Origin of the sequence: Globicatella sp. HMSC072A10 (assembly GCF_001811625.1) — a bacterium.
GTDB lineage: Bacteria > Bacillota > Bacilli > Lactobacillales > Aerococcaceae > Globicatella > Globicatella sanguinis.
The window spans coordinates 1-22642 of sequence record NZ_KV805619.1 but is presented as its reverse complement, the minus strand read 5'-3'; the positions used below and the strand labels follow the sequence as shown (position 1 = coordinate 22642).

Here is a 22642-nt window from a genome sequence, read left to right as displayed (position 1 = left end):
TATATTTTAGTCAAGAAAAAGAATCAAAGACAGAGAAAACCGCATAATTAGAATAAAACGGCCGTTCAACACAATTGTGTTGAACGACCAAAAATTCCGTGACCCACACCATTTGACAAAGAGCCTATTTTTTAACGCTCAATGCCGACAGTCGAATTTAATTATTATTTGCAATTTCAACCATATTTCTGGTTCTGTTGCGAAGTTTGAAAATCCAACGCGCCCTTTTGTTGAATACCTTATAAAAAAGTAAGCTCTAAATTCTTTATATCACTTTCTTTACCGGTTCCATCAACCCTTAAATCCACTGTCTTCAAGGGTTGTTGTTCTCGAATATATTGTTCTTCAGCAGGCATCCACAAATCTTCCCATAAATGACGATTCCCTTCACCATCACGTTCAATGCCTCTTGAAAGCCTTAAATCCCTAGGAGTGTCAACCCAAATTTTATAATCGTAAAACTCATTTAAATTATTTATTAAGGAATAACATCCCTCAATTACTACTAAACCTCCTGCAGGCACATCATGCCATTCTGCTAATTCATCTCGATTCCAATCATATCTTTGGTATTTAGTGCTCTGATTTTTACTTAATGGCAATAAAATTTGTTTTTTTACACGCTCACAGTCCCAATTTCCCCCTATTTCTTCTTTTTTTTCTGGCTCCCTTAGAATTGAAGGTTTATAAAAATCATCCATATGAATTACGGTAACGTTATTAGCATCTACTTCTTTAAATGCTTGAGCTAAAGTACTTTTTCCAGCTCCACCACAACCATCAATACCTAACAAAAAGGTTTTATCGGTTGTTTTGTTTATCATAAATTTTTTATACAAATCCGATACTAAAAGTTTCATAAAAAGCCCCCATTTTTTTGTCATTATCTTAATACAAATCCTTAATTGTACTGAAAACATTCCCAAAGGTTCTGTTGCGAAGTTTGAAAATCAAACGCGCCCTCTCTGAACCCCAAATATCTTAGGCTGTTATTCCCATTAATACCTTGATTTCAGTAGACACCGAAAAGCCGAAGAGCATTCCATTTCTTCGGTTCTTTTTATATATTCCTCGAATGGTCTCCATGCCCTTAATCGTGGAAGTGGCTGTACGGATACTTTGATAAAATTTATTTCGTCGTTTAATAGGTCGATGGTCTTGTTCTATTAAATTGTTAAGATACTTCACAGTTCGGTGCTCTGTCTTAGTATATAAACCCACACTCTGTCTTTTTTCTCAATTTTACACTAAAATAGATTTTTTGTAAAGCTTTGCAACAGAACCATATTTCTTAACATGGAATAAACATGTTCCACTGGTTCTAAATCTAAATGATTTTTTTCTGCCTCATCAAATAATTCGATTAATGATAAAGAATAATCAGTTTTTAAATTCATTTCTTCGGCAGTAAATTCAATCATTTTTTGATATTGAGTTAAAGCAAATTTATCAATTTTCCCTTTTGAAATTAATTTACTAAATTTCAAAACTAGCTCAACATAGTCTTGTCTTTGCAACATACAAATCACCCCTTTCAATTTGATTTTTAAAAAAATGAAGCCTATACTCAAGTTAAATAAATGATAGCAGGTGATAGCGTGAGCGATAATAAAAATGATAGTAAGCAAGTTCAGACCATTCTAAGAACTACACAGGAAGAAAAAGAGTTAATCACCAACGAAGCAACCAACAAAGGTCTTTCAATCAATGAATATATTAAAACAACCCTTTTAAATGCTATTAATTCTGACGATAGCACCAATGATAAAGACGATATCAATAACGATAGCAATCTAGCTATCATACAAATTTTACAAGAACAACTAAACCAAAAAGATAACCAAATCAATCAACTACATCAATTATTATATCAAGGCCAACAAAAGCTCCTTGAAGCACCTAAAAAGTGGTACCAATTTTGGAAGCCTTAATTTTCAAGCCTAATTCATAGGCTTTTTTTAATGTCTGTAAATCATTCAATTTATGCGTATGCAAATCAGGAACATAAAACTTCATTGGTTGCTTTGTTTTTCCGTCACTCATGAAATACCCAGTAAATTTTTCAACGTCACCCACGAGCAGACTTTCGCCATCAAACGCCATTCTTTGATTATCTCCGCTTGAACTTCCTAACAAAATCCGAGTTGAAAATTGACTTCTGATTTCCGTTGGCAAAATATCAGCTTTCGGCGATTGAGTGGCTAAGATAGCAAACACCGAAACAGAACGTCCTTTTTGAACTATTTGAACTAACATTGAATTAAATTCTTTCTTTTGCTTGGAGTCCATGCCAGCAACTAAAGAACCAATTTCATCGGCGACTAAGACAACAGGCTTTAAACCTAAATCAAAAGCTCTTAAACCAAATTTATTTAGTTCCTTAACCTTATCAGCTACTATTTTTTGTCGTTTTGAAATAATTTCAATTATTTCATTTAAAATATTGAAAATACCATCAATATCGCCCGCTATTTTTCTAGGCGGGTAAAAAGCTTCAAAACTGCTAAACTCGTCTTTTCCATCAATCAGCCTTACATCTGTACCAGCAATTAATAATTGAATTAAGATTGAAAATAATAGCGTTGTTTTCCCACTTCCAGACTTACCCCAAATAATTAAATGAGGATTATCAGCCAAGTTTATCTTTAACCCTTTTTGAAGTTTCAGATAATGACTTTTAACTTTTAAATCGGTAAGTGTCGCTGGTCGTAAAGTCTTATTAAATGCCACATTTTCTAATTGAAATTCAAAATAATTATGATCATCACTAATTCTAGCTGATGTTACATTTAATTTTGAAAATTTATTTCGAAGAGAAGAATTAATGTCTTCAACCATTTTTTCAATGTCATACATTCCAGCTAATTTTTCAACTTTAACGCCGAGCGTCTGCTTTGACTGCGTCACGCTGACGCTCGGCACTCTGATACTTGGCTGGTCTTTGTTTTTATCAACGGTAATAGTGGCCAATAAAGCTTTCGTAATACCATTTTCAATTATTTTGAAATCATAAAATCGACTGCATGACCCAGCTTTTTTTATTTCATAAATAATAAAGCCTATAAAATAAATTAGCCAACCGGCGACCAGCGACACTATTATTAAGGTCATCAAATCAATCAAATAAGTATCAAACTTTAATAGCACCAATATTTTTTTTGACCAAAATAGAAATTACAAAACTTAAAATTCCCAAAATCAAATAAAATATTTTGGACCGATAAAAAGCTAATGAATAAGAACCGTTATTATTTTTGAGATATGTTTTCGCCATATTAAAAACCGCCTTCCATAAAAGCTTCAACATTTCTCGCTATTTCTTCATTTGATAAATGTCGACTATTATTAATAAGTCTTTTTTGCTTTTTAGAAAATTCGCCATCAAAACCACGTTTCATCAAATCATAGATATCAAAATCGTAATTTGACAAAATTTCATCTAATGTATGGATAGCAGGCAAAACTGCAACTCTTACCCACTCCAACATTCTGCCTAAATCCGCATCACGTTCAGGCTCTCCTAATTGAATTTTTTCGCAATCGCCTAAAAAATCAGACCACCAGTCGCAAACTTTCCAGCGACTTTTATTTTTTTGTTTTTCATCAAATTCTAAAAATTCAACAATATCTCGCATAGCTTCATGATATATAGAACCTATTGTTTGACCGTCACTAATCATTAAATCAACTATCTTCATAGCTTTTGTTTTAGTAAAAGATATCTCATACCGTTGCCACCGATCATTCGCTATCGCTTCTGGTGGTGGCAACTGGTTTTTCGATACATACTGCGCCAATTTATCATAGAAAAGAACGTAATAACACCCTTTGGAACTTTTAGAAAGTGTTCCGATATAAATCGTATAACCCTTTATATTCCCATTTACATCAGCTTGCTTGACGACATTGTAACTTTTCTTTGAAGAACGATAATGACCAGCCTTTAAATGACTTTCCATCAAATCAAAATCCAAAACACCTTCAAAATCATCTATCGCTAAATCAATACGAGTTATTTTTCCGCCTAACTCTAAAATTTGATTAAATAACCAATTCCAATCACTATCAATTTTTTGAGCCAAGTCAGTACAGCCCTGGCCAGTAAAAACATAATTACGTGTTGGATTTGTATTTTTCATCAATTTTTTAGAAAAATCATTATAATAAATATTTACGTACCCACCCAGCGATAGACCTGAATTATAAAAATAACGTCCTGGTATATCTTCAAAATCGTCAAAATTGTAACCAATTAAATCTAAAAATTTAAATGATAATCCATCATCATTTTCATGATTTTTATCCTTTTCGTTCGGAATGGTAAATGCTAACCAGTCAACTTTAAAAAACATTGATTTATCAGTATTCGCAGCCATTTTTTGGCCCCTTTCTGTATCTGTAGACCCCCTAATTTGTGAGCCCTTTTTCATTTTTTATTGAATTTTTACCTGTCTAGGAAATGTGCTAATATCATTCTTAATGATGATAGGTGTTGGTGTTGTAGGTGTAGGAAATGAAACTTTTGGTTTATTGATAGCCTACCGAGTATTTGTAAGAAAATTCAATTTAACAGATGAAAAAGCGCTCGAAATGAGTCGGATTTTACAAAGATAATAAAACCAAAATAAAAAACTCCTCGCGCAATTTGTGCGAAGAGTGTATGAGTTTAATCTGGGTAAATGTACTCAAGCCATTGAATATAGATTTGGATAAATAAAGAGGTTGGGATTGTTTCTTCGATTTCGCCAAGATTATCCTCAATTGTCGTTTGATCTTGGTTTAACGTTATTTGATAGACATTACCCGCAAAGCTTTTTTCATTATCAATGTTATCAAGAAACTCAATGATAGTTTGCGTAATAATATCATCAAAGCTAACACCTTCTACTTGAAGAAATGAATCGACTAATGAATAGTGAGGGTCATCTTCAAAGACGACATGGTATCTCTCTTTTCTTTTTTCAAAATGGTACATAATTTATCCTACCTTTCATATATCGGGAATGCGGAAATGATTTTATCATCATTAGTGAGATACATTTGAATCTTGATGCCTTGGCTCTCACCTTCGAAAATATTACCACTTACATGTTCGCTATTTTTATAAGCTTCATTTATTGCGTCAACGACTTCTTGTGGCGTCCACTCTTGCGGAAAAAATGAAGAATAGGCTTTTTTAGGTTCTCCATCAATCGTGATTTTAGCACGGTAGACACCATGACGGTCCGTTTTGGAGCGTGTGCTTTCTATGATTGTAACATCAGGAGCTAAGCCTTCGTAATGATAGCCGGTCGCTTTACCCTCACGATTAATGGAACCAAAGAAGATATGTTCAAGCCCATTTTTTATAAAAATATGGGTCCTTTTTAAATCGTCGGTATCGAATGTTTCAGGATTGAACTCAGTCTGGTTTTGTGTTGATGTCCGTGCATTTTTTTGACTTTCTTCAGTAGTAACAGTGGGATTATTAAGCTCATGGTCTGGTATAGCAACATTCGAATGATTGCCACAAGCGACGAGTAATAAAGTTATCAGGGTTATTAGCCAGTATTTGAAGATTTTTTTCATAGATATCCTCCTTGAATGAGTTTATTATACTGAGTATACAGCTTGAATTCAATTAACTGATAATAAATGTTAATTTATTTACTATTTGATAAGATTTAGGTAGAATAGATTTATTACTAAAACGAATATTATTGATAGGTGAAAAAATGAAGATTAAACAAACTTTTGATATGACTGAAATTTCAGGTCAGTTCCATAAATTAATTGGTGTCACCCAAGTCTTAGTCGATGAGGATGATTTTGTCTATGTCCAAGTTAAAATGGAAGAAAAGCATACGAATCCTATAGGGATTGCTCATGGTGGCTTTTTATTTACATTATGTGATGTCGCTGCTGGAGCGAGAATGGCGTATATTAAGCAAAATTCAGTTACCTTAGATAGTACTATAAATTACTATAAACCGGGTAAAGTGGGAGATACCCTAACCGCTAAAGTAATTCCTCGTAGAGAAGGGCGCACTACCTCTATCTATCTAGTGGAAGTTCGTAATCAAGACGATGTCTTACTAGTGGATATGATGGCGACAATGTTCCATTTGGATTAATATTTTAAACAAGCAATGATTGACGAATGCTTAATTGTCTCGTTCAAAATCATTGCTTTTTTGTTTTCGTTTTTTTTTTTATATAGTTTTGTTATAAGCTTGGAAAACCTTACATAAATACTTAAAAATTGGTATAATATCGCTATTGGCATAAGAAGATGTCGCTAATATATAAATGTAAGTTGGAAGGAAGTTTGTAAAATGACAGAAGGACAATATGGTGCACCTGATCATGTAAAAAAATTAGAAATTTTTAACACTATTGAGCTAGAAGATTTAGCGAAAGAAGTCGTACCTCATGGTGGTTTTGACTACCTAGCAGGAGGATCTGGTGATGAATTTACCTTAAGACGTAATGTAGAATCTTTTAATTTTAAAGGGATAGTACCCCGAGTAGCTGCGGATGTAGAGTTTCCAGAGACTCGTACTAAAATCTTTGAACATGAATTAAAAGTACCTTATATAATGGCACCAATTGCGGCTCATGGGTTAGCGCATCAATCCAAAGAAGCGGGGACTGCAAGAGGGATTCGTGAATTTGGTGGTTCTTTAATGTCAATTTCTGCTTATTCAGGAGCAACTTTTGAGGAAATTGATGAAGGATTACAAGACACCCCTCGTTGGTTCCAAATTTACATGTCTAAAGATGATCAATTAAATAAAAGCATTTTAGATGAAGCAAAAGCAGATGGCGCGACAGCTATTATTTTAACGGCTGATGCGACGGTTGGGGGTAATCGCCATCGTGATGAGAAAAATCATTTCGTCTATCCATTTAGTATGCCGATTGTTGCACGTTACCTAACAGGTACAGGTAAAGATATGTCATTAAATAATATTTATGGACAGTCTAAACAAAAAATTACGATGGATGACATTCGTTTCATCAAAGAGTATTCAGGTTTACCTGTTTTCTTAAAAGGTGTTCAAGCGCCTGAAGATGCAGAAGCTGCCATTCAAGCGGGGGCTGATGGTATTTGGGTATCTACTCATGGTGGTCGTCAATTAGATGGTGCACCTGGATCATTTGAAATGCTACCAGCGATTGCTAAAGTTGTCGATAAAAGAGTGCCAATTGTGTTTGACTCAGGTATCCGTCGTGGTGAACATATCTTTAAAGCTTTAGCTAGCGGAGCGGATATCGTTGCAATCGGTCGTCCAGTGTTATTTGGATTAGCTCTTGGCGGTTGGCAAGGGGTACAATCTGTTTTTGAATATTTTGAAAGAGATTTAAAACGTGTGATGCAATTAGCTGGAACACAAACAATTGAAGATATTAAAAACACTCAATTAATTGATTTAAGATAATATATATATTCAGTTTAGAGGAGCTTAATGGCGAGTCTAAACTGAATTTTTTATTTGAGAATTCTTTGAGATTGTGTAGATGGGATCCTTTAAAGAGATTCAAATAAGAGTGCCATAGAACGATGATGTGCTTAGAGCAAAGCTTTTTAACAGATTATTAAGCACAGGCTGTGCATCAACTTGATAAATTCGGTTTTAAAAGTCAACTTAGAAATTCCGATTTGTCTCACTTACAAATCATGGAGTAATGGGTGGTAAGGAATGCGATTGATTTGTTATAATGCAATTGAAACATAATACTCTTGTTACCAAAGGAGAATGTGATGACAGACTTTATTAAACCTTTTGGACCTAACCATTTGTTATATATAGGCATTGTTATAATAGTTGGGTTTTTACTGTTTACAAATATACCATTTGTTCGCAATCATCGTGATCAGATTAGTATGATGGTTTTGATTATCAGTATTATTCAACAATGTATTTTATATGGTTATTATTTATTGTTTTTTAAATTTGATCTATCAGAATCTATGCCATTACATATCAGTCGTATTAATAGCATCATAGGTATTTTATATTTAGCGACCAAAAACAAGTTAGTCATTAAAGTTTTATCTTTTACGGGTGCTTTCGCGCTATTAAGTTTTCTCTATCCTAGTCGGGTCCAAAGTATTACCCATCCATTAGGGGTTAGTTTTTTGGTGAACCATATTATTACACTATTGTTACCTTTCTTTGCGATGGTGGTATATGATTTTCGGATTCAAAAAGCTGATAAACAATTACCATTTATTTTAATGATGGTTTACATGATGATTGTTTATGTTATTAATCCTATCGTAAACGGCAATTATTTTTATTTAGTGAAACGCCCATTCGCTTTTTTAAATGGAATGGCTGATAGTTTATATTTAATCCATTGTGCAGTTGTTACTTTCGTACTGTTTTCGGTAGCAGAAATTTGTTACAATCGACTAAGTGAGTATTTAACGAATCGGCAGTTTTCCTAGAAAGAAATGAAGCTGCTATCTTTATACCTTGAATAATGGACGATGGTCTTTTGTTCAAGGTTTTTTATGCTTATAGTGAGGTGCTTAATATTTTAAAATAAAAACGTAAACACGTTTCTGAACCGAATTCAGAATGGATTGCTTTTACTTATATTGATTGAATACTTCTTAAAAATGTTTACTGATGATCGTTTAGTATAAGAATAGCGTGATGATGATTGATTTTACTAACCAAAAAACATCCTTGTAAAAGGAGAAAGTTTGGTATAATGTGAGCATTAGGTGTGGAAGGGGATAGAGACATGACCAAGACAATCTATCGTTACATAGGCTTTTTGTTAGCAATTTTATTAATGTTAGGCGTTCACCCGCGCGCCGTCAGGGCAGAAGTGAGCGATGAATATTTAGGTTACACAACAACGGCTAAGACGAATGCCAGTCTAGCAAAATTATTTACTGTTAAGTCTTTTAAAGTTTATGATGGTGATACCGCGGACTTTATTTTAGAACGCCAAATAGAACCAAGTATTAAAGCAAGATTTTTATTAATGGATGCTCCTGAAATAAGAGGAGGCGTACCGTATAGTAAGGCGGCACGCAAGCGAGTCAATCAATTATTTGAAGAAGCTAAATTAATTCAAATTGAATATGAAGGTCCCAAAAAAGATAAATATCAACGTGATTTAGTGCATGTTTGGGTGGATGGGCATCTCTTATCAGAAATTCTAGTTAGAGAAGGTTACGCTATTGCGCGATACATCCATCAGTATTTACCTAATAGTCAATATGTAAAAGCAATTTATGAAGCGCAAGAAAAAGCAAAATATGAAGGATTAAGGGTTTGGGTGGATGGAGATTTGGAGTTTATTAACAAAGCTGAATATGAACTTCAAGCCAACCATTCAGCTGGTTCTGTCAATGAAGCAGAGACTGTTTATTATCGAAACTGTAAGGAAGTATGGCAAGCTGGTAAGGCTCCCATTAGGAAGGGCGATCCTGGATTTCGCCCACAATTTGATGGTGATAAAGACGGGATTGGTTGCGAGGTCCCTCAGTAATCATCGAGTATATAAATAAAAAGTATCCTCTAGTTTGAGCAATACCAAGAATATACAAAGCTGTAATCTGGTTCGACTCAAAGTTTGAGGATACTTATTTTGTTATACCAATAAACTAGATTTCAATCCGAGTCCAATTACCTTGTTTGAAACGATGGCGCAATAAAATAAAGCGCGAGAATTGGTCGGATAAAATCCCAATCCAAATACCATAAAGTCCTAAATTAAAGATATTAACTAATATTAGTGTAACACCTGTACGAATTAGGGTAACCGATATAATGCCTGCAATAAGTGTATAGCGAACGTCGCCCCCGGCTCTTAAACATCCGCCATAAACAAGTTGGGAGATTTGTAATAACACAATGACCATGACAAAGCGGGTAATAATCGCCCCTTCATCAATTAGGGCTGGTTCATTAAAATAAAGCCCCATTAAATTTTTACCAAAAGCAAATAAGAATAATGATAAACCTAATGACATGACTAAACCAATCCGTTGACAGATATGGCCAAATTTAATGGCTTTAGCGTGGTCTTGACGACCGAGTGCTCTACCGGCTAAGGCAACAGCTGCCACTTGCATCCCATCCCCGAATGAAAAGCCAAGACTTAGTAAGTTCATACCGGCATTGTGAATGGCAAAGGCATTTGTTCCCAGTTTTGCAGCTGTGACCGCGGTGGCTACAAACCCAATGCGCATCATCAGATTTTCTACTGCCATATTAGAACCTAAGCCAAAAATCATCTTAACAGTTTTCATTTGCATTTTGACTTTATATTTTAAAATATATTTAATTTGAATTAAACTATCTGGACTATAGAGTGAACGGATGCTCATCAACATAGCCACAAAAGTACCTATTACGGTGGCGATGGCTGCCCCTTGAATTCCTAAAGCAGGGAACCCCATTTTACCCTTAATGAGTAAATAATTGAAAATAATATTAACAATTGATGAGGTAACATTAGTAAAGAAGGCAATTCGGGTGTTACCACTTCCACGTTGTGCAGCATTAATCACCATGGCGATGACATTAAAAATCATCCCGCCCATAATAATCCGTAAGTAATTAACAGAGGCTTGATGGGTTTCGTGATTGCTTCCGGTTAAGTGCATAATATCATCAGCGAAATATAAGAAAATAACGGTAATAATTAAACTAGCTACTACTGTTAAACATAATGCTGTCAGGAAAACTTCATTGGCTCCTCGTTTATCTTCTTGTCCGCGTCTCCTTGCAACTAATGATGATACAGCGATGTTAATAGCAAAAAAGACAGTTAATCCAATTAGTTTTGGTTGAGTGGTTAAGCCAACTGCTGCAATCGCAAAACTCCCTAATTCACCGACCATCATCGTATCGATCATCGCTGCCAATGAAATAAAGAAGCTCTCTAAGACAGAAGGCCAAGCCATTGAAATGGCTGTTTTATAATGTGCTTTATCTTTCATAAGATCCTTTCTATTTTTTTCAGTTACTAAACTACTAGTAATATGATAGTACTTTACGCAGTAATTATCTAGTCTTTTAGCCTATAAACTTAACATGATTAATTAATTTTGTTATTTTCCTTCAAAACACATCGTTATTGAATCAGCTTATTTTGTGATATGATAAGACTACTGAAAAAATGAAATGAAGGTAGGGGTCTTAACATGACAACATTTAAAGGTGAATTAGTAACCATCATCGGTAATCAGTTAAAAGTAGGGGAACTATTACCTGATTTTTCTCTTGTAAATCCTGACCTAGTGAAGCAATCTTTAGCTGACTTCGAAGGAAAGAAAAAAGTTTTAAGTATTGTACCTTCGGTCGATACAGGGATTTGTGATGCCCAAACAAGACAGTTTAACCAATCCTTATCTGATATGGAAAATACAGTGGTTATGACGGTTTCTTGTGATTTACCTTTTGCTCAAAAGCGTTGGTGCGGTGCTTCAGGTATTGAGAATGCTGTGTTATTATCGGATTATTATGATCAATCATTTGGAAAAGCGTATGGTGTCTTAATGGAGGAGTGGCATTTATTAGCTCGTGCAGTTATTGTAGCCAATGAACAGAATGAAATTACATATATTGAGTATTTAGATAATGTTAATACCCACCCTGATTACGAGGCAGCTATCAACGCTGTTAAAGATTTGGCTTAAGGAGGATTTTATGGACTGGCTTTTTTGGATTGTCATTGTCTTTTTAGTGTTATTCATCATTGCCTATGGGGTCATTTCGCTACATTTTTCAAAAAATATTGCCCAACCTAAAATCTCATCATTAGAAAAAGAAATGGCATGGGAAAAGGAACATCATTTATGGGGGAATTTTGATAATTATGATAAAACGGCTTATACGGTTAAAGGTTATCAAGATTATCCATTACATGTCGTCTTAGTGAAAGCGGCAGTGCCGTCGGATAAATATGTGATTATTTCTCATGGTTATACAGCGAATCGCTACGGTGCGGTAAAGTATTTAGATGCATACCGTTCACAAGGGTTTAATGTCATTATTTATGATGCGCGTGGACATGGTGACAATGAAAAAACGCCTGTTTCGTTAGGAAATTTTGAGGCTAAAGATTTATTGGCATTGATTGAAGATACCTATCAGCGCTATGGTGATGGTATATATTTAGGCTTACATGGTGAATCGATGGGCAGCTCGATTTCCTTAAATGTCTTAGCGTATCGACCTAAAATTCAATTTGTGGTGGCCGATTGTGGTTTTACCAATTTGTATGAATTAATTGCGGGTTTATACCGTCAATATAAAGTGGGACCGTTAATCTATGGAGTCAATTTTATGATGAAACTAACCCAAGGTTTCGATATGAAAGCTACGAGCGCCATCGATGCCCTAAGAGAAAATGACGTGCCTATCATGTTTATTCATGGTAAAAACGATACCTTTATCTTGCCAGAACACAGTGAACAATTAGCAGCTGCCAATCATGGAAAAAGTGTGGTTCACCTCATTGACCGCGCAACTCATGCTGGTTCAAGACAAAGGATTGGTATGAAAGCTTATACCAAATTAATTGAAGACTTTTTACAAACAATCTAAAGAAAACGTAATGGATAAGTAGTATTGCATGATAGGTGTCATGTGAATTTGCTGACTTTTATCAGCGAGTGAAGGGGATAGATAATGTTCACGATATCTATTACTGACTAACCACTCCACCGATAAACGTAGAATATTGAGGAAGATGGCGATGATGTGCGCTGTTTTGAAAACTGCAAGAATAACTTGTATCATAAATGATGTTCATTAAATTTAAGAGACTGATCATCCAATTAATAATTGTAGTCCGATCAATATACATTCATGATAAGTGTAGAGATTAAGTGGCATTATAAAGGGTATTTAATACTGATTTAACTTTATAGGGTGGGCAGACGAAGCGAAATTATCTAATTTTCTGCTTCTTGCCCACTCCTTTTTGATGTTGCAGTTTATACACGAAAATGGAATTCTTGACTTTTTTGGCGGAAAATCTCCTTTGAATGCTCAATGAATTGTTCGGTGTACGAGGGGATGGGTTTGTCTCTCAAATAATAAAGTACAAACTGGACTTTAAAATAATCGTCTTCCAGAGAGAAGATATTACAATTATTAAAACTCACGGTATTCATGCCGGTAATGGGAACCAAAGTATTGCCATAGCCTTTTCTAACTAAGCCAATAGCGGTATATAAGTTGCTGGTTTCGTACATGAGGTTTAAGGTCATATCTTCTTTATAGTAAATTTCATTAATTTGACGGCGTAAACTGAACTTTTCGGGCAATAAAATCAGAGGCAGATTATTTAGCTGCCGAGTCAAAAACCGCTCCTCGACTAATTGATTATCATATTGTGGGTCATAGAGTGGACTATTCTTGGAAACCACTAAATATAATTGATCCGTATATAAAACTTTTTGAACAAAGTCATTTTCATCTTGAACGCTTAAACCTATGACGATATCAAGTGTCTGATTTTTAAGCATTTGATTAAGACGGGTCGTTGAAAATTCGTAAAATTCAAATTTGATATGAGGGAAGTATTGATTAAAAATTTGATAAACCGTCGGTAATAAGGCCGAAGCTAAAGTGTGATTGACACCGATACGAATTAGCCCGTGTTTTTCTTGGGCTACTAAGGACAAATCGGCTAACATTTTCTTTTCTATTTCTTCAATTTGATTCAAGTAATTTAAATAAACTTGCCCAGCATAAGTAATACTCATCGATCGGTAATTGCGTTTGAATAAAGCAGTGCCGATTTTATCTTCGGATTCTTTTAACAATTTTGACAAATAGGGTTGTGTGACAAATAATTTATCGGCTGCAGCCGTCATATTCCCTGCTTCCATAATCGTTTGAATTAATTCTTTATCCCTAATACTGCTCATTGGCGCGACTCCTCTGTTATAACTTATTGGTTATTTTAAAGCGAAATTAACATTTGAAATATTCTTTAAACCTATTGTACTATATCAATTTAGTTATGGGAAGCGTATACAAAATGTTATTTAATTTATGATAAGAAACTTGATATGATAAAGATAACAAATAAACAGTAGAGGAAAAGTGCATATGGAAATATTAGGTATTATTGGGATTTTTATTGCAATTATCGCGATTATTTGGATGTCGGTTAAAGGAATGCACATCGCACTGGCAGCGCCTTTAGCAACATTGATAGTCATTTTAACGAGTCGAATGAATATCTTTGAATTCATGGTTGGTAAAGAGCATTCTTATATGACAGGATTGGCTGGTTTTCTAATTAATAACTTCGCCATCTTCTTATTGGGAGCGGTATTAGCTCAATATATTGAAAAGAGTAATGCAACCTTATCTATCGCAAACTTTGTTTTGAAACTGGTTGGGCGAGATAATCCCTTTTATGTCATGTTGGCTTTTGCTTTAATTGCGGCAATTTTAACTTATGGAGGGGTAAGCTTATATGTCGTCATGTTTGCTTTAATCCCATTAGCTAAGCCGATTTTTAAAGAATTAGATGTGAGTTGGAAATTATTGCCAATTCCATTATTTTTAGGGATGGCGACCGTCACAATGTCGATGTTACCCGGAGCGCCCTCAGTGCAAAATGCGGTTCCGACTTCGGTTATTGGCACGACTTTAACAGCAGCGCCCCTCCTATCTTTAATTGGTGCAGCGGCAGCTTTAGCTTATGGCGTTTTATACTTATATCTTCAATTAAAAGCCTCTAAAGCCAAGGGTGAAGGATTCTATAGTTATTCAGCAGGAGATGCCGAACGCCAAGCAGATGAATTATCTAGTAAGCAAGAAGTTCAAATTGATGAAACGAAATTACCGTCGATTTTATTATCTGTTTTACCATTAGTGACTTTAATTATCATCATCATGTTGTTTTCAAAAGTAGACCATATTATTCTAATCGCTTTAACGGTGGCGATTGTGATGTCATCAATTATTTTTAGACCCTATATTAAAGAACAAATGCCATTATTAAATGCGGGAGCCAATGGTTCTATTGGGTCAGCGTTTGCGACTTCATCATCTGTTGCCTTTGGATCGGTCTTGACTGCGTCACCTGCTTTTGCGATTATTCAACATGCGATTACGAGTATACCTGGAAGTCCCTTAATTGGTTTATCGGTGGCAGCTGCATTATTAAGTGCGGTAACCGGTTCGGCTTCAGGTTCGTTAGGCATTGTGATGAATAGTATTGCCGGAGATAATATTGCGAATGGTTTAAATCCTGAATTAGTACACCGAATTGCTGTTGTAGCGGCCGCTGTTACGACCTCGATGCCACATTCAGGTGTGAATATTACTTATAATAACTTAGCCGGCACCACTATTAAAGATGGTTTTATCCATCAAGTATTTATTGTAGGGGGCTGTCATCTAGTTGCCTTAATCGTAATGATTTTAGTAAGTAATATTTTGTATTAGATGGTGTCTTATTTTTTCTTACATAGACTTGAGTTAGCAAAATCTAACTTGGGTCTTTTTTTTTGTTCGTAATTAGGAAGCATGAAACGTATTATAAAGCCTTTTGTGACTGGTGGTTATTCAGTTAGTTTCGTTATCAAAATATTTTAAGATAATTCTAATAGATATGATGTCATAACAAATGGATAAGACATTTTGAACGTTCTCAAAACACGAACGATTGAAAAGGGTGTGTACTGATATACTTAAAAACACCTTGTAAAAACGAAATATAAAAACTAAAATCGCATATGTAGTTTGTTAAGCAAGGAGTAGAGCAATGAAAATTTTTAAAGGAAATTTATTTAGTACCCCTGAATTTGGGAAGTTATTTTATGGAAAAAATCAATTAATTGTCGTCAATGACGAAGGTTACATTGAGTCTATTTACGACCCTGAAAAAGATAAAGAACAATACCAACACCTTTTGTCCATAGCAAAAGCAGATGACTTGTTGGTGGAATTTGATTCTCGGCATGTATTGTTACCAGGTTTTATCGATTTACATATTCATGCGCCACAATGGGCACAAGCCGGTATTGCCTTAGACGAGCCTTTAAATGTCTGGTTGGATGAATGTACCTTTCCACTTGAAGGGAAATATCAAGATTTAAAGTTTGCGAACCAAGTTTATCAGGATTTAGTTCGTAATTTATTAGCACATGGCACCACCACTGCGTTATACTTTGCGACGATTCACCGTGAAGCATCCTATAAATTAGCGGAAATTTGTGCGGAATTAGGACAAAGAGGCTTAATTGGTAAAGTAGTGATGGATAAAAAAGACGCCTGTCCGGATTACTATCGTGACGAAACAACAGAAGTAGCTTTAGCTGAAACAGAGTTATTTATTCAACAGGTGCAAGCACTAAATGAACGTACATATCAAGGCGTATATCCAGTTGTGACACCTCGTTTTATACCTAGTTGTACCGATGAGGCATTAAAAGGCTTAGGTGAATTAGCGCAAAAATATGATGTTCATGTGCAATCGCATTGTAGTGAAGGTCAATGGGAACATGATACTGTTTTTGAGCGTTATGGAAAATCAGATACTGAAGCATTAAGAGATTTTAACCTATTAGGGAAGAAGTCAGTTATGGCTCATGCACCATACTTAAGTGATCATGATTGTCAGATTTATCATGAAACTCAAACAGCTATTGCTCATTGCCCGATTTCCAATGCTTATTTTGCTAATGGAGTATTACCGGTTAAAAGTTTCCATCAAAAAGGAGTTGAAATAGGTTTAGGTAGTGATATTTCCGGTGGATTTTCACCTAGTTTATATGACAATTTAAAACAAGCGGTCATGTCTTCTAGAATGTTAGAAGATGGAGTGGATGTGCAGTTGCAGTTTGAAACAAGAGGCAGAAAAGATAGCCGTATTACGATGACTGAAGCTTTTTATTTAGCGACCAAAGCGGGTGGACGAGCGTTAGACTTACCTATTGGAGCCTTTGAATCCGGGATGGCCTGTGACTTCCAAGTTATCGATTTACATGCCACAACGCACCCATTACCAGATTTCGGTGTCTTTAATGAACCAGAACAATTATTACACCGCATTTTATATTTAGCCAATACTGAAAATATTAAAGAAGTCTATGTTCAAAGCAAACTTGTACATAGTAGAGGATAGGAGAATGACTATTAATGGAAACAACACAAAAATTAACAATTGGACCAAATGAACCGATTTCAATTAAACAATCTTTATTTTTAGGCTTACAACATGTTTTAGCAATGGATGTCTATGTTGTACCTTTTATTATAGTAACAGCGGTAAGTGCCCCTGCTGATCAAGCGACGGCTTTAATTCAATCATGTTTTTTAGGTGCTGGGATTGCTTCTTTAATCCAAGTGTTGTTTTTCTTAAAATTACCAGTGTGTCAGGGACCTTCTTTTGTGCCAGTTGGGGCAATCATTGGTCTTTATTTCGGGAATGGTAACTTCAACAATGTTTTTGGTGCCAGCCTAGTGGGAGGCTTAATCTTGGCGATTTTGGGTGCTACCGGCATCATTAAGAAAGTCATTGCCGAATATATTCCACGTATTGTTTCAGGGACAATTATTATGATTGTTGGTTTATCGTTGTTACCAGCTGCTTTCAACTCTAATATTTATGTACAAAGTGACATGTTAAGTATGCATCAAAATATTTTATTAGCTGCTATTTCTGGTAGTTTATTGATTGTTTTTTCAATGATAGGTTATTATGCTCCCAAAACTGGTAACTTACTACGTATTGGATCGGTTATTTTTGCGATTGCGATTGGAACAGTAGTGGCTGCTTTAATGGGAGGTTATAATTTTGATAGTGTTGTGAGTGCCGGATGGTTTACGAGACCAATGATTGCATTTGTGGATTACCCATTAGGATTTGATTTGTCTTCAATTCTTACGATGTTAATCATTTATTTAGTATTAACAGCCGAAACAACAGGAACTTGGTATGCGGTAAGTAGTGTTATTGATGAACCAATTACTGATCATCAATTAAATATGGGAATTATAGGTGAAGGGATTGGCTGTATGATTGCGGCCTTAGTCGGTGCGACACCAGTGACTGGTTACTCAACTAATGCGGGGATTATCTCAGTAACAGGGGTAGCAAGTAAACGAGTATTCGTTGGCGCATCTATTTGGTTTATTATTTTATCATTTTTGGGGAAATTCTCTGCCTTAATTAATTCGATACCTTCTTCTGTTATTGGCGGTGTTTTTGCGGTCGTGACCATGATTATTTTATTAGCTGGATTTAAAGTGATTAAGGAAGAACCTTTTGACGAAAGACAAACCTATATTGTCGGTTTGCCAGTTATTGTAGCAATGGGATTGATTTTCTTACCCGTCGAAGTGAAACAATCAGCACCTACAATGATTCAGTATTTATTGGATTCGCCAATTGCGATTAGTGCGATTATTTCAATGCTTATGAATAAATTATTGCCAGAAATTTAAAAGAATCAGTTTTAATGACTGCTTGTAAAGGTCATTAAAGCTGATTTTTCGATTTAGAGTTAAAAAAATCTTTAACAGGAATATTAAATTGATTGCAAATTTCATTCATGTAATCAAGATTAGACATAATCTTATTATTCTCCCATTTTGACACAGATTGTCTACTAACATGAATTAAATCAGCAAATTCTTGCTGAGAGAAGCTATTCTCTAATCTTATCTTTTTAATTAAAGTACGATAATCCATTGTATTCCTCGCTTTCTCATCTAATTGTAATTTTAGATGTTCAAAATGTAAACATAATTTCACTTGCTATCATGCGATTATCATGATTTTATAAAAGAAGAAAATAATATGTTCTTTGTATGAGAAAGGAGTTATATAAAGATAGAAAATATATTCATATAAGGGACTCAGTGTTATTTAAAAAATATCAGTAGTACAAATAAAATATACTTACTTTATTAAAGGGTGTAAAGATAACTAATCTTTTAGGGAGATAAAATTAATATCATTTTAATTTTAATAAATAAATATGATATAATCAAGGGAGAAGAAAATCATGGAAATGTTAAAAAGTTAATGTTTTATTATTATTATTTTGTAGCTTATTTTCTAGTACTGTATCAATAGGTCACGTATCAGCATACGGACCGATTACACCGTCAATTAATTATAATGAGACTAGAGTAATTATTTCGGTGTATTTATCAAATTTTCAAGTTAGAGTACTAGTTAATTCGTATAGAAGAAATGCTGAAAATCTTAGTGGAATAGGTATTGTTATTGGTTTGGCTGAAAATTATATACGTGGTGCTGGTGTTGTAGGTTGTTTTTAATCCATTGCTGGGTGGTTAGTTAGTAATTTTGAATCATGCTTTTAGCGTGTTGTAGATGCCGGTTTAGGTGCTAAAATAGTTACTTCTGAAAAGTTCATTGGGACGAATACTCTCCTCGTATTTCCATAAATATTACACATATTAATATAAACATTATCAGATAGGGTGGGATACATGAATAAAAAATTGTTTTTTTATTATTTAATTTTGATACTAATCGGAGTATTAATCGTGGTATCATTTCGTTTATTAAAAATTGATATCACTGGGCCAATCACATTATTTATAGTTTTTGTGGTTGCTCCTGTAATAAGATATATTCTTAAAAAAGTTATGTTTCCAAAAGATTAAATTGAAAATATTAATAGTAGCGCATAAAATCAGACAGCGCAAAGACAACTTTTTCAAATAACTAAACCAAATTTCATGAAAACGATAAACGAGTAGTGTAAATGTTTTGTAAATAACTTGTCAATCAGCTTAAAAATGTGCTATGATGGAATCACGATGAGAAACGATTCTCAGGTGGTTACCATAATTCTCACTAAAAAAGAGTCTTGTACGTTATGGTAGTTTTTATCTGATAGCAGCAGTTTCGAAGTAGAAGGGTGCCTGATGTGGGATCTATTCGAAGAAATTGTATGAATCAGAGTTCTTACAAGAAAGAATTTTCAAACAAAAATCAGCATCAACAACCATCAGATTGTACAGCACGGAGTTTGTATTCCGGCCAAGGCAGTCTTTTTTTATGGCCAAAAATGCAAACCTCTGTGTGATAAGACAAAAAGAGGGAAAGATGAAAATAGCAGTAAGAAAAAATAAGTCGTTGTTTACTAAAATCAATAAAGTGTATCGTCAAAGTATAAGCGTTGCACAACGCAGCTATAATTTGACTTTAAAGCGTTTGATTGCGTGGTTAGAATTATCTTGGACAGATATCGGAATGATTTTTCTCGGTAACTTGATCATGTGTTTTGCGATTGTCAACATTCATATTCCAGCCAAAATTACTGAAGGTGGCGTTATTGGATTATCCATCGTCTTATCAAAATTAACCCATATTAGTCCTGGAATTATTAATCTTCCGATTGATATTTTATTATATGGTTTGGGAGTCTTATTATTAAAAGAAGGATTCTTTAAAAAAACCATTTTTTCAACACTGATCTATGTCCTAATGTATTCCTTAGTGGAGGCAGTCGGTCCAGTATTACCTTCATTAGAACATTTACCAGTGGTAGCAGCCATTTTAGGTGGTTTATTATTAGGAATTGGTTGTGGATTAGTAGTAGCGCGAGGTTGTGTCGCTGGTGGTGATGATTGCTATGCCTTAATCATGGCCAACCGCACCTCGATTTCGTTAGGAAAAGCCTACTTTTTAGCAGATATTTTAGTTTTAACTTTATCCGTTATCTTATATATGCCATTGGTCAATGGTTTAATTTCATTGTTAACGACCTTTATTTCGTCCTTTATCATCGGTCAGTTTGAGGTTCATATTCCAACAGTTAAGGTTGAAGTAAAACGCGTAAAACGAGCATAAAAGTTGACGAAAGTGTGGTCATAAACTTGATTAATGCGATTAAATTATGCCCGCTAATGATAAATGTAGTGTTGAGTAGTATCAAATTTTGAGGTTTCTTAAATTGCGCGGGTCTAGATGTAGATGAAGCGACCATCATCAATTTGCTACTTAAAGTCCATTCCCAACTGTACGTGGGTGGACGCAGAAGAAGCGAAAATCCATTGTTTTCTATATCATACTCACTCTCATTAGTAAATAATAATACTAGCACTTGGACATTGTTCAGGTGCTTTTTTGGCTTAAATAAGCTAAACCATGACAGCAATGAGGCTGGGGAAAACTTGATATATTCGGTCAAATTATTGTGTGTTAAATAAAAGTGCAGTGGTTAAGTGGCCTCAACCTGCGTTTTTCGACTTGTTTGAGGCCTACTCACCTCTGCGGGTGTGGGCAGACGAAGCAAATATCAGCTTATTTACGATATATTGTTCATTCCATCCTATTAGCTCAATAGCATATTAATAGCGAAATCAGACATTATCATTTATAATGCTATTATGAGAATTTGATTAAAATGGAGGGTGAATATGGAGTACGGAAAATTAGGTAATACCGATATTGAAGTTTCAAAGATTTGTTTGGGTTGTATGAGTTTTGGTGAGCCAGGTACGATGCATGAATGGACGTTAGAAGAGCCTGAAAGCGAAAAGATTATGTTACATGCTTTTGACCAAGGAATTAATTTCTTTGATACGGCTAATCGATACTCTCAGGGAACGAGTGAAGAATATGTTGGGAATATTGTAAAACGTAATTTTAAGCGTGATGAAGTGATTCTAGCATCGAAAGTTTACTTTAATCCAGGCAAATTATCACGTGCTGCCATTAATCGTGAAATTGAAGGGACATTAAAACGATTAGGTACGGACTATTTAGATCTATACATCATCCACCGATTCGATTATGAGACGCCAATGGAAGAAACGATGGAAGCTTTGAATCAATTAGTAGTAGACGGTAAAGTACGTGCACTAGGTGCGTCGGCTATGTATGGTTATCAATTTCATAATTTACAAAATATTGCGAAGGATAATGGTTGGGCACCATTTCAATCGATGCAAAATCATTATAATTTAATGTATCGTGAAGACGAACGAGAACTAATCCCGGTTTGTCAGCAATTTAATGTATCATTAACGCCATATAGTCCCTTAGCTGCGGGTCGTTTAACACGTTTAGATTGGCACACGGATACTTTAAGAAGTAAAACCGATACCACTGCAGTTCGTAAATATGATTCGACTGAAGCGCAAGATTATGAAATTGTAAAAAGAGTTCATGAGATTGCAGAAAAATATGGTGTCAAAATGCAACAGATTGCTTTAGCTTGGCAATGGGCTAGAGGGGTGTTATCACCGGTTATTGGGACCACCAAAACGAGCCATATTGACGATGCGGTCGGCGCTTTAAAAGTTACATTAAGTGAAGAAGATTTATTATATTTAGAAGAACCTTATATGCCTCATAAAATTATGGGCGCACGCTAGTTATTCGTTGTCAGAAGAGAAGTGCTATTATTAGCGACTGTCAAAACTGATTCACGATAAATTTAAATAAGCTCAATCTTTTAGACAAGCAAATTAGGTCGCAAGTCTGATGTATTGAGTTTTTTTGTTCGATAAAATAAGCTTAGTGAGAGTGGGCAAAACTTGATAAATTCAGTTTGGTGCCATCTTATTATTTTATAGCGCGTAAGTTGAGTGGTCTCAAACTCCGTTTTAATATCTAGTGTGAGACTACTTTATTGTTTCGGAGAGTGGTGTAAATGTCAACACAAAATTGTACAAAAGTG

22 protein-coding genes and 1 pseudogene are annotated in these 22642 nt (G+C 34.8%); 12 read left to right on the top strand and 11 right to left on the bottom strand.

Going from position 1 to position 22642, the window contains the following annotated elements; genetic code table 11:
* Positions 1-239: 239 nt before the first annotated feature.
* From HMPREF2811_RS00530 to HMPREF2811_RS00525, 3 genes and pseudogenes are all read right to left on the bottom strand, one after another.
* Positions 240-860, bottom strand: a complete 621-nt coding sequence (locus tag HMPREF2811_RS00530; RefSeq protein WP_210386526.1) for a uridine kinase family protein — start codon at positions 858-860, stop codon at positions 240-242.
* Between the two features lie 121 nt (positions 861-981).
* Positions 982-1233, bottom strand: a pseudogene (locus HMPREF2811_RS10955) (DDE-type integrase/transposase/recombinase); the annotation flags it as partial.
* Between the two features lie 14 nt (positions 1234-1247).
* Complete coding sequence (locus tag HMPREF2811_RS00525; protein ID WP_071407628.1) at positions 1248-1520, bottom strand: hypothetical protein; 273 nt, start codon at positions 1518-1520, stop codon at positions 1248-1250.
* Positions 1521-1598: 78 nt separating this feature from the next.
* On the opposite strand from HMPREF2811_RS00525, the gene HMPREF2811_RS00520 reads away from it, so the two are divergent.
* On the top strand, positions 1599-1931 hold the full coding sequence (locus tag HMPREF2811_RS00520) for a plasmid mobilization protein (protein ID WP_246829779.1): 333 nt from the start codon (positions 1599-1601) through the stop codon (positions 1929-1931).
* Here HMPREF2811_RS00520 and HMPREF2811_RS00515 read toward each other — a convergent pair.
* The 5 genes from HMPREF2811_RS00515 to HMPREF2811_RS00500 form a co-directional block, all read right to left on the bottom strand.
* Entirely contained in the window at positions 1900-3111 is a 1212-nt protein-coding gene (locus HMPREF2811_RS00515; RefSeq protein WP_071407626.1) for an FtsK/SpoIIIE domain-containing protein, read from the bottom strand. The two genes, HMPREF2811_RS00520 and HMPREF2811_RS00515, sit on opposite strands and share 32 nt — an antisense overlap.
* Positions 3112-3130: 19 nt before the next feature.
* Positions 3131-3274 carry a hypothetical protein gene (locus HMPREF2811_RS11305; protein ID WP_168164919.1) on the bottom strand — a complete coding sequence of 48 codons (144 nt, stop codon included), beginning with the start codon at positions 3272-3274 and terminating at the stop codon, positions 3131-3133.
* A 1-nt stretch (position 3275) separates the two neighbouring features.
* Positions 3276-4376, bottom strand: coding sequence for a replication initiation factor domain-containing protein (locus tag HMPREF2811_RS00510; RefSeq protein WP_071407625.1), 1101 nt, complete (start codon positions 4374-4376; stop codon positions 3276-3278).
* Between the two features lie 290 nt (positions 4377-4666).
* Positions 4667-4975, bottom strand: coding sequence for a hypothetical protein (locus HMPREF2811_RS00505; RefSeq protein ID WP_071407624.1), 309 nt, complete (start codon positions 4973-4975; stop codon positions 4667-4669).
* Between the two features lie 8 nt (positions 4976-4983).
* A complete protein-coding gene (locus tag HMPREF2811_RS00500; protein ID WP_071407623.1) occupies positions 4984-5568 on the bottom strand; it encodes an EndoU domain-containing protein in 585 nt (194 codons plus the stop codon).
* A gap of 146 nt (positions 5569-5714) precedes the next feature.
* Here HMPREF2811_RS00500 and HMPREF2811_RS00495 point away from each other — a divergent pair, with 146 nt between their 5' ends.
* The 4 genes from HMPREF2811_RS00495 (at position 5715) to HMPREF2811_RS00480 (ending at position 9492) form a co-directional block, all read left to right on the top strand.
* Positions 5715-6113 (top strand): PaaI family thioesterase, encoded by a 399-nt coding sequence (locus HMPREF2811_RS00495; protein ID WP_084801782.1) that lies wholly within the window; start codon positions 5715-5717, stop codon positions 6111-6113.
* A 201-nt stretch (positions 6114-6314) separates the two neighbouring features.
* Positions 6315-7421 (top strand): lactate oxidase, encoded by a 1107-nt coding sequence (locus HMPREF2811_RS00490; RefSeq protein ID WP_071407622.1) that lies wholly within the window; start codon positions 6315-6317, stop codon positions 7419-7421.
* 323 nt (positions 7422-7744) lie between these two features.
* Positions 7745-8434 carry a TMEM164-related integral membrane acyltransferase gene (locus tag HMPREF2811_RS00485; RefSeq protein ID WP_071407621.1) on the top strand — a complete coding sequence of 230 codons (690 nt, stop codon included), beginning with the start codon at positions 7745-7747 and terminating at the stop codon, positions 8432-8434.
* Between the two features lie 302 nt (positions 8435-8736).
* The gene (locus HMPREF2811_RS00480) at positions 8737-9492 is read left to right on the top strand and encodes a thermonuclease family protein (RefSeq protein ID WP_071407620.1); all 756 of its coding nucleotides are present in this window, start codon (positions 8737-8739) and stop codon (positions 9490-9492) included.
* 115 nt (positions 9493-9607) lie between these two features.
* Here HMPREF2811_RS00480 and HMPREF2811_RS00475 read toward each other — a convergent pair whose 3' ends face one another.
* On the bottom strand, positions 9608-10948 hold the full coding sequence (locus HMPREF2811_RS00475; protein WP_071407619.1) for an MATE family efflux transporter: 1341 nt from the start codon (positions 10946-10948) through the stop codon (positions 9608-9610).
* A gap of 204 nt (positions 10949-11152) precedes the next feature.
* Between HMPREF2811_RS00475 and tpx the strand changes: the two genes are divergently transcribed.
* Entirely contained in the window at positions 11153-11647 is a 495-nt protein-coding gene (gene tpx / locus HMPREF2811_RS00470; protein WP_071407618.1) for a thiol peroxidase, read from the top strand.
* A gap of 10 nt (positions 11648-11657) precedes the next feature.
* Positions 11658-12557: an alpha/beta hydrolase gene (locus tag HMPREF2811_RS00465; RefSeq protein WP_071407617.1), complete on the top strand. Its 900-nt coding sequence runs from the start codon at positions 11658-11660 to the stop codon at positions 12555-12557.
* A 392-nt stretch (positions 12558-12949) separates the two neighbouring features.
* On the opposite strand, the gene HMPREF2811_RS00460 is transcribed toward HMPREF2811_RS00465, so the two are convergent.
* The gene (locus HMPREF2811_RS00460) at positions 12950-13888 is read right to left on the bottom strand and encodes a LysR family transcriptional regulator (RefSeq protein WP_071407616.1); all 939 of its coding nucleotides are present in this window, start codon (positions 13886-13888) and stop codon (positions 12950-12952) included.
* 184 nt (positions 13889-14072) lie between these two features.
* On the opposite strand from HMPREF2811_RS00460, the gene HMPREF2811_RS00455 reads away from it, so the two are divergent.
* The 3 genes from HMPREF2811_RS00455 (at position 14073) to HMPREF2811_RS00445 (ending at position 18425) form a co-directional block, all read left to right on the top strand.
* Positions 14073-15422, top strand: a complete 1350-nt coding sequence (locus HMPREF2811_RS00455) for a GntP family permease (RefSeq protein WP_071407615.1) — start codon at positions 14073-14075, stop codon at positions 15420-15422.
* A 319-nt stretch (positions 15423-15741) separates the two neighbouring features.
* Positions 15742-17103 (top strand): guanine deaminase, encoded by a 1362-nt coding sequence (gene guaD / locus HMPREF2811_RS00450; RefSeq protein WP_071407614.1) that lies wholly within the window; start codon positions 15742-15744, stop codon positions 17101-17103.
* 14 nt (positions 17104-17117) lie between these two features.
* Positions 17118-18425: a uracil-xanthine permease family protein gene (locus HMPREF2811_RS00445; protein WP_071407613.1), complete on the top strand. Its 1308-nt coding sequence runs from the start codon at positions 17118-17120 to the stop codon at positions 18423-18425.
* A gap of 34 nt (positions 18426-18459) precedes the next feature.
* On the opposite strand, the gene HMPREF2811_RS00440 is transcribed toward HMPREF2811_RS00445, so the two are convergent.
* Positions 18460-18672: a helix-turn-helix transcriptional regulator gene (locus tag HMPREF2811_RS00440; RefSeq protein ID WP_071407612.1), complete on the bottom strand. Its 213-nt coding sequence runs from the start codon at positions 18670-18672 to the stop codon at positions 18460-18462.
* A gap of 1389 nt (positions 18673-20061) precedes the next feature.
* Here HMPREF2811_RS00440 and HMPREF2811_RS00435 point away from each other — a divergent pair.
* Together HMPREF2811_RS00435 and HMPREF2811_RS00430 are read left to right on the top strand one after the other, a co-directional pair.
* Positions 20062-20808, top strand: coding sequence for a DUF6198 family protein (locus HMPREF2811_RS00435; protein WP_246829778.1), 747 nt, complete (start codon positions 20062-20064; stop codon positions 20806-20808).
* 569 nt (positions 20809-21377) lie between these two features.
* Positions 21378-22337, top strand: coding sequence for an aldo/keto reductase (locus HMPREF2811_RS00430; protein ID WP_071407611.1), 960 nt, complete (start codon positions 21378-21380; stop codon positions 22335-22337).
* Positions 22338-22642: the final 305 nt, after the last annotated feature.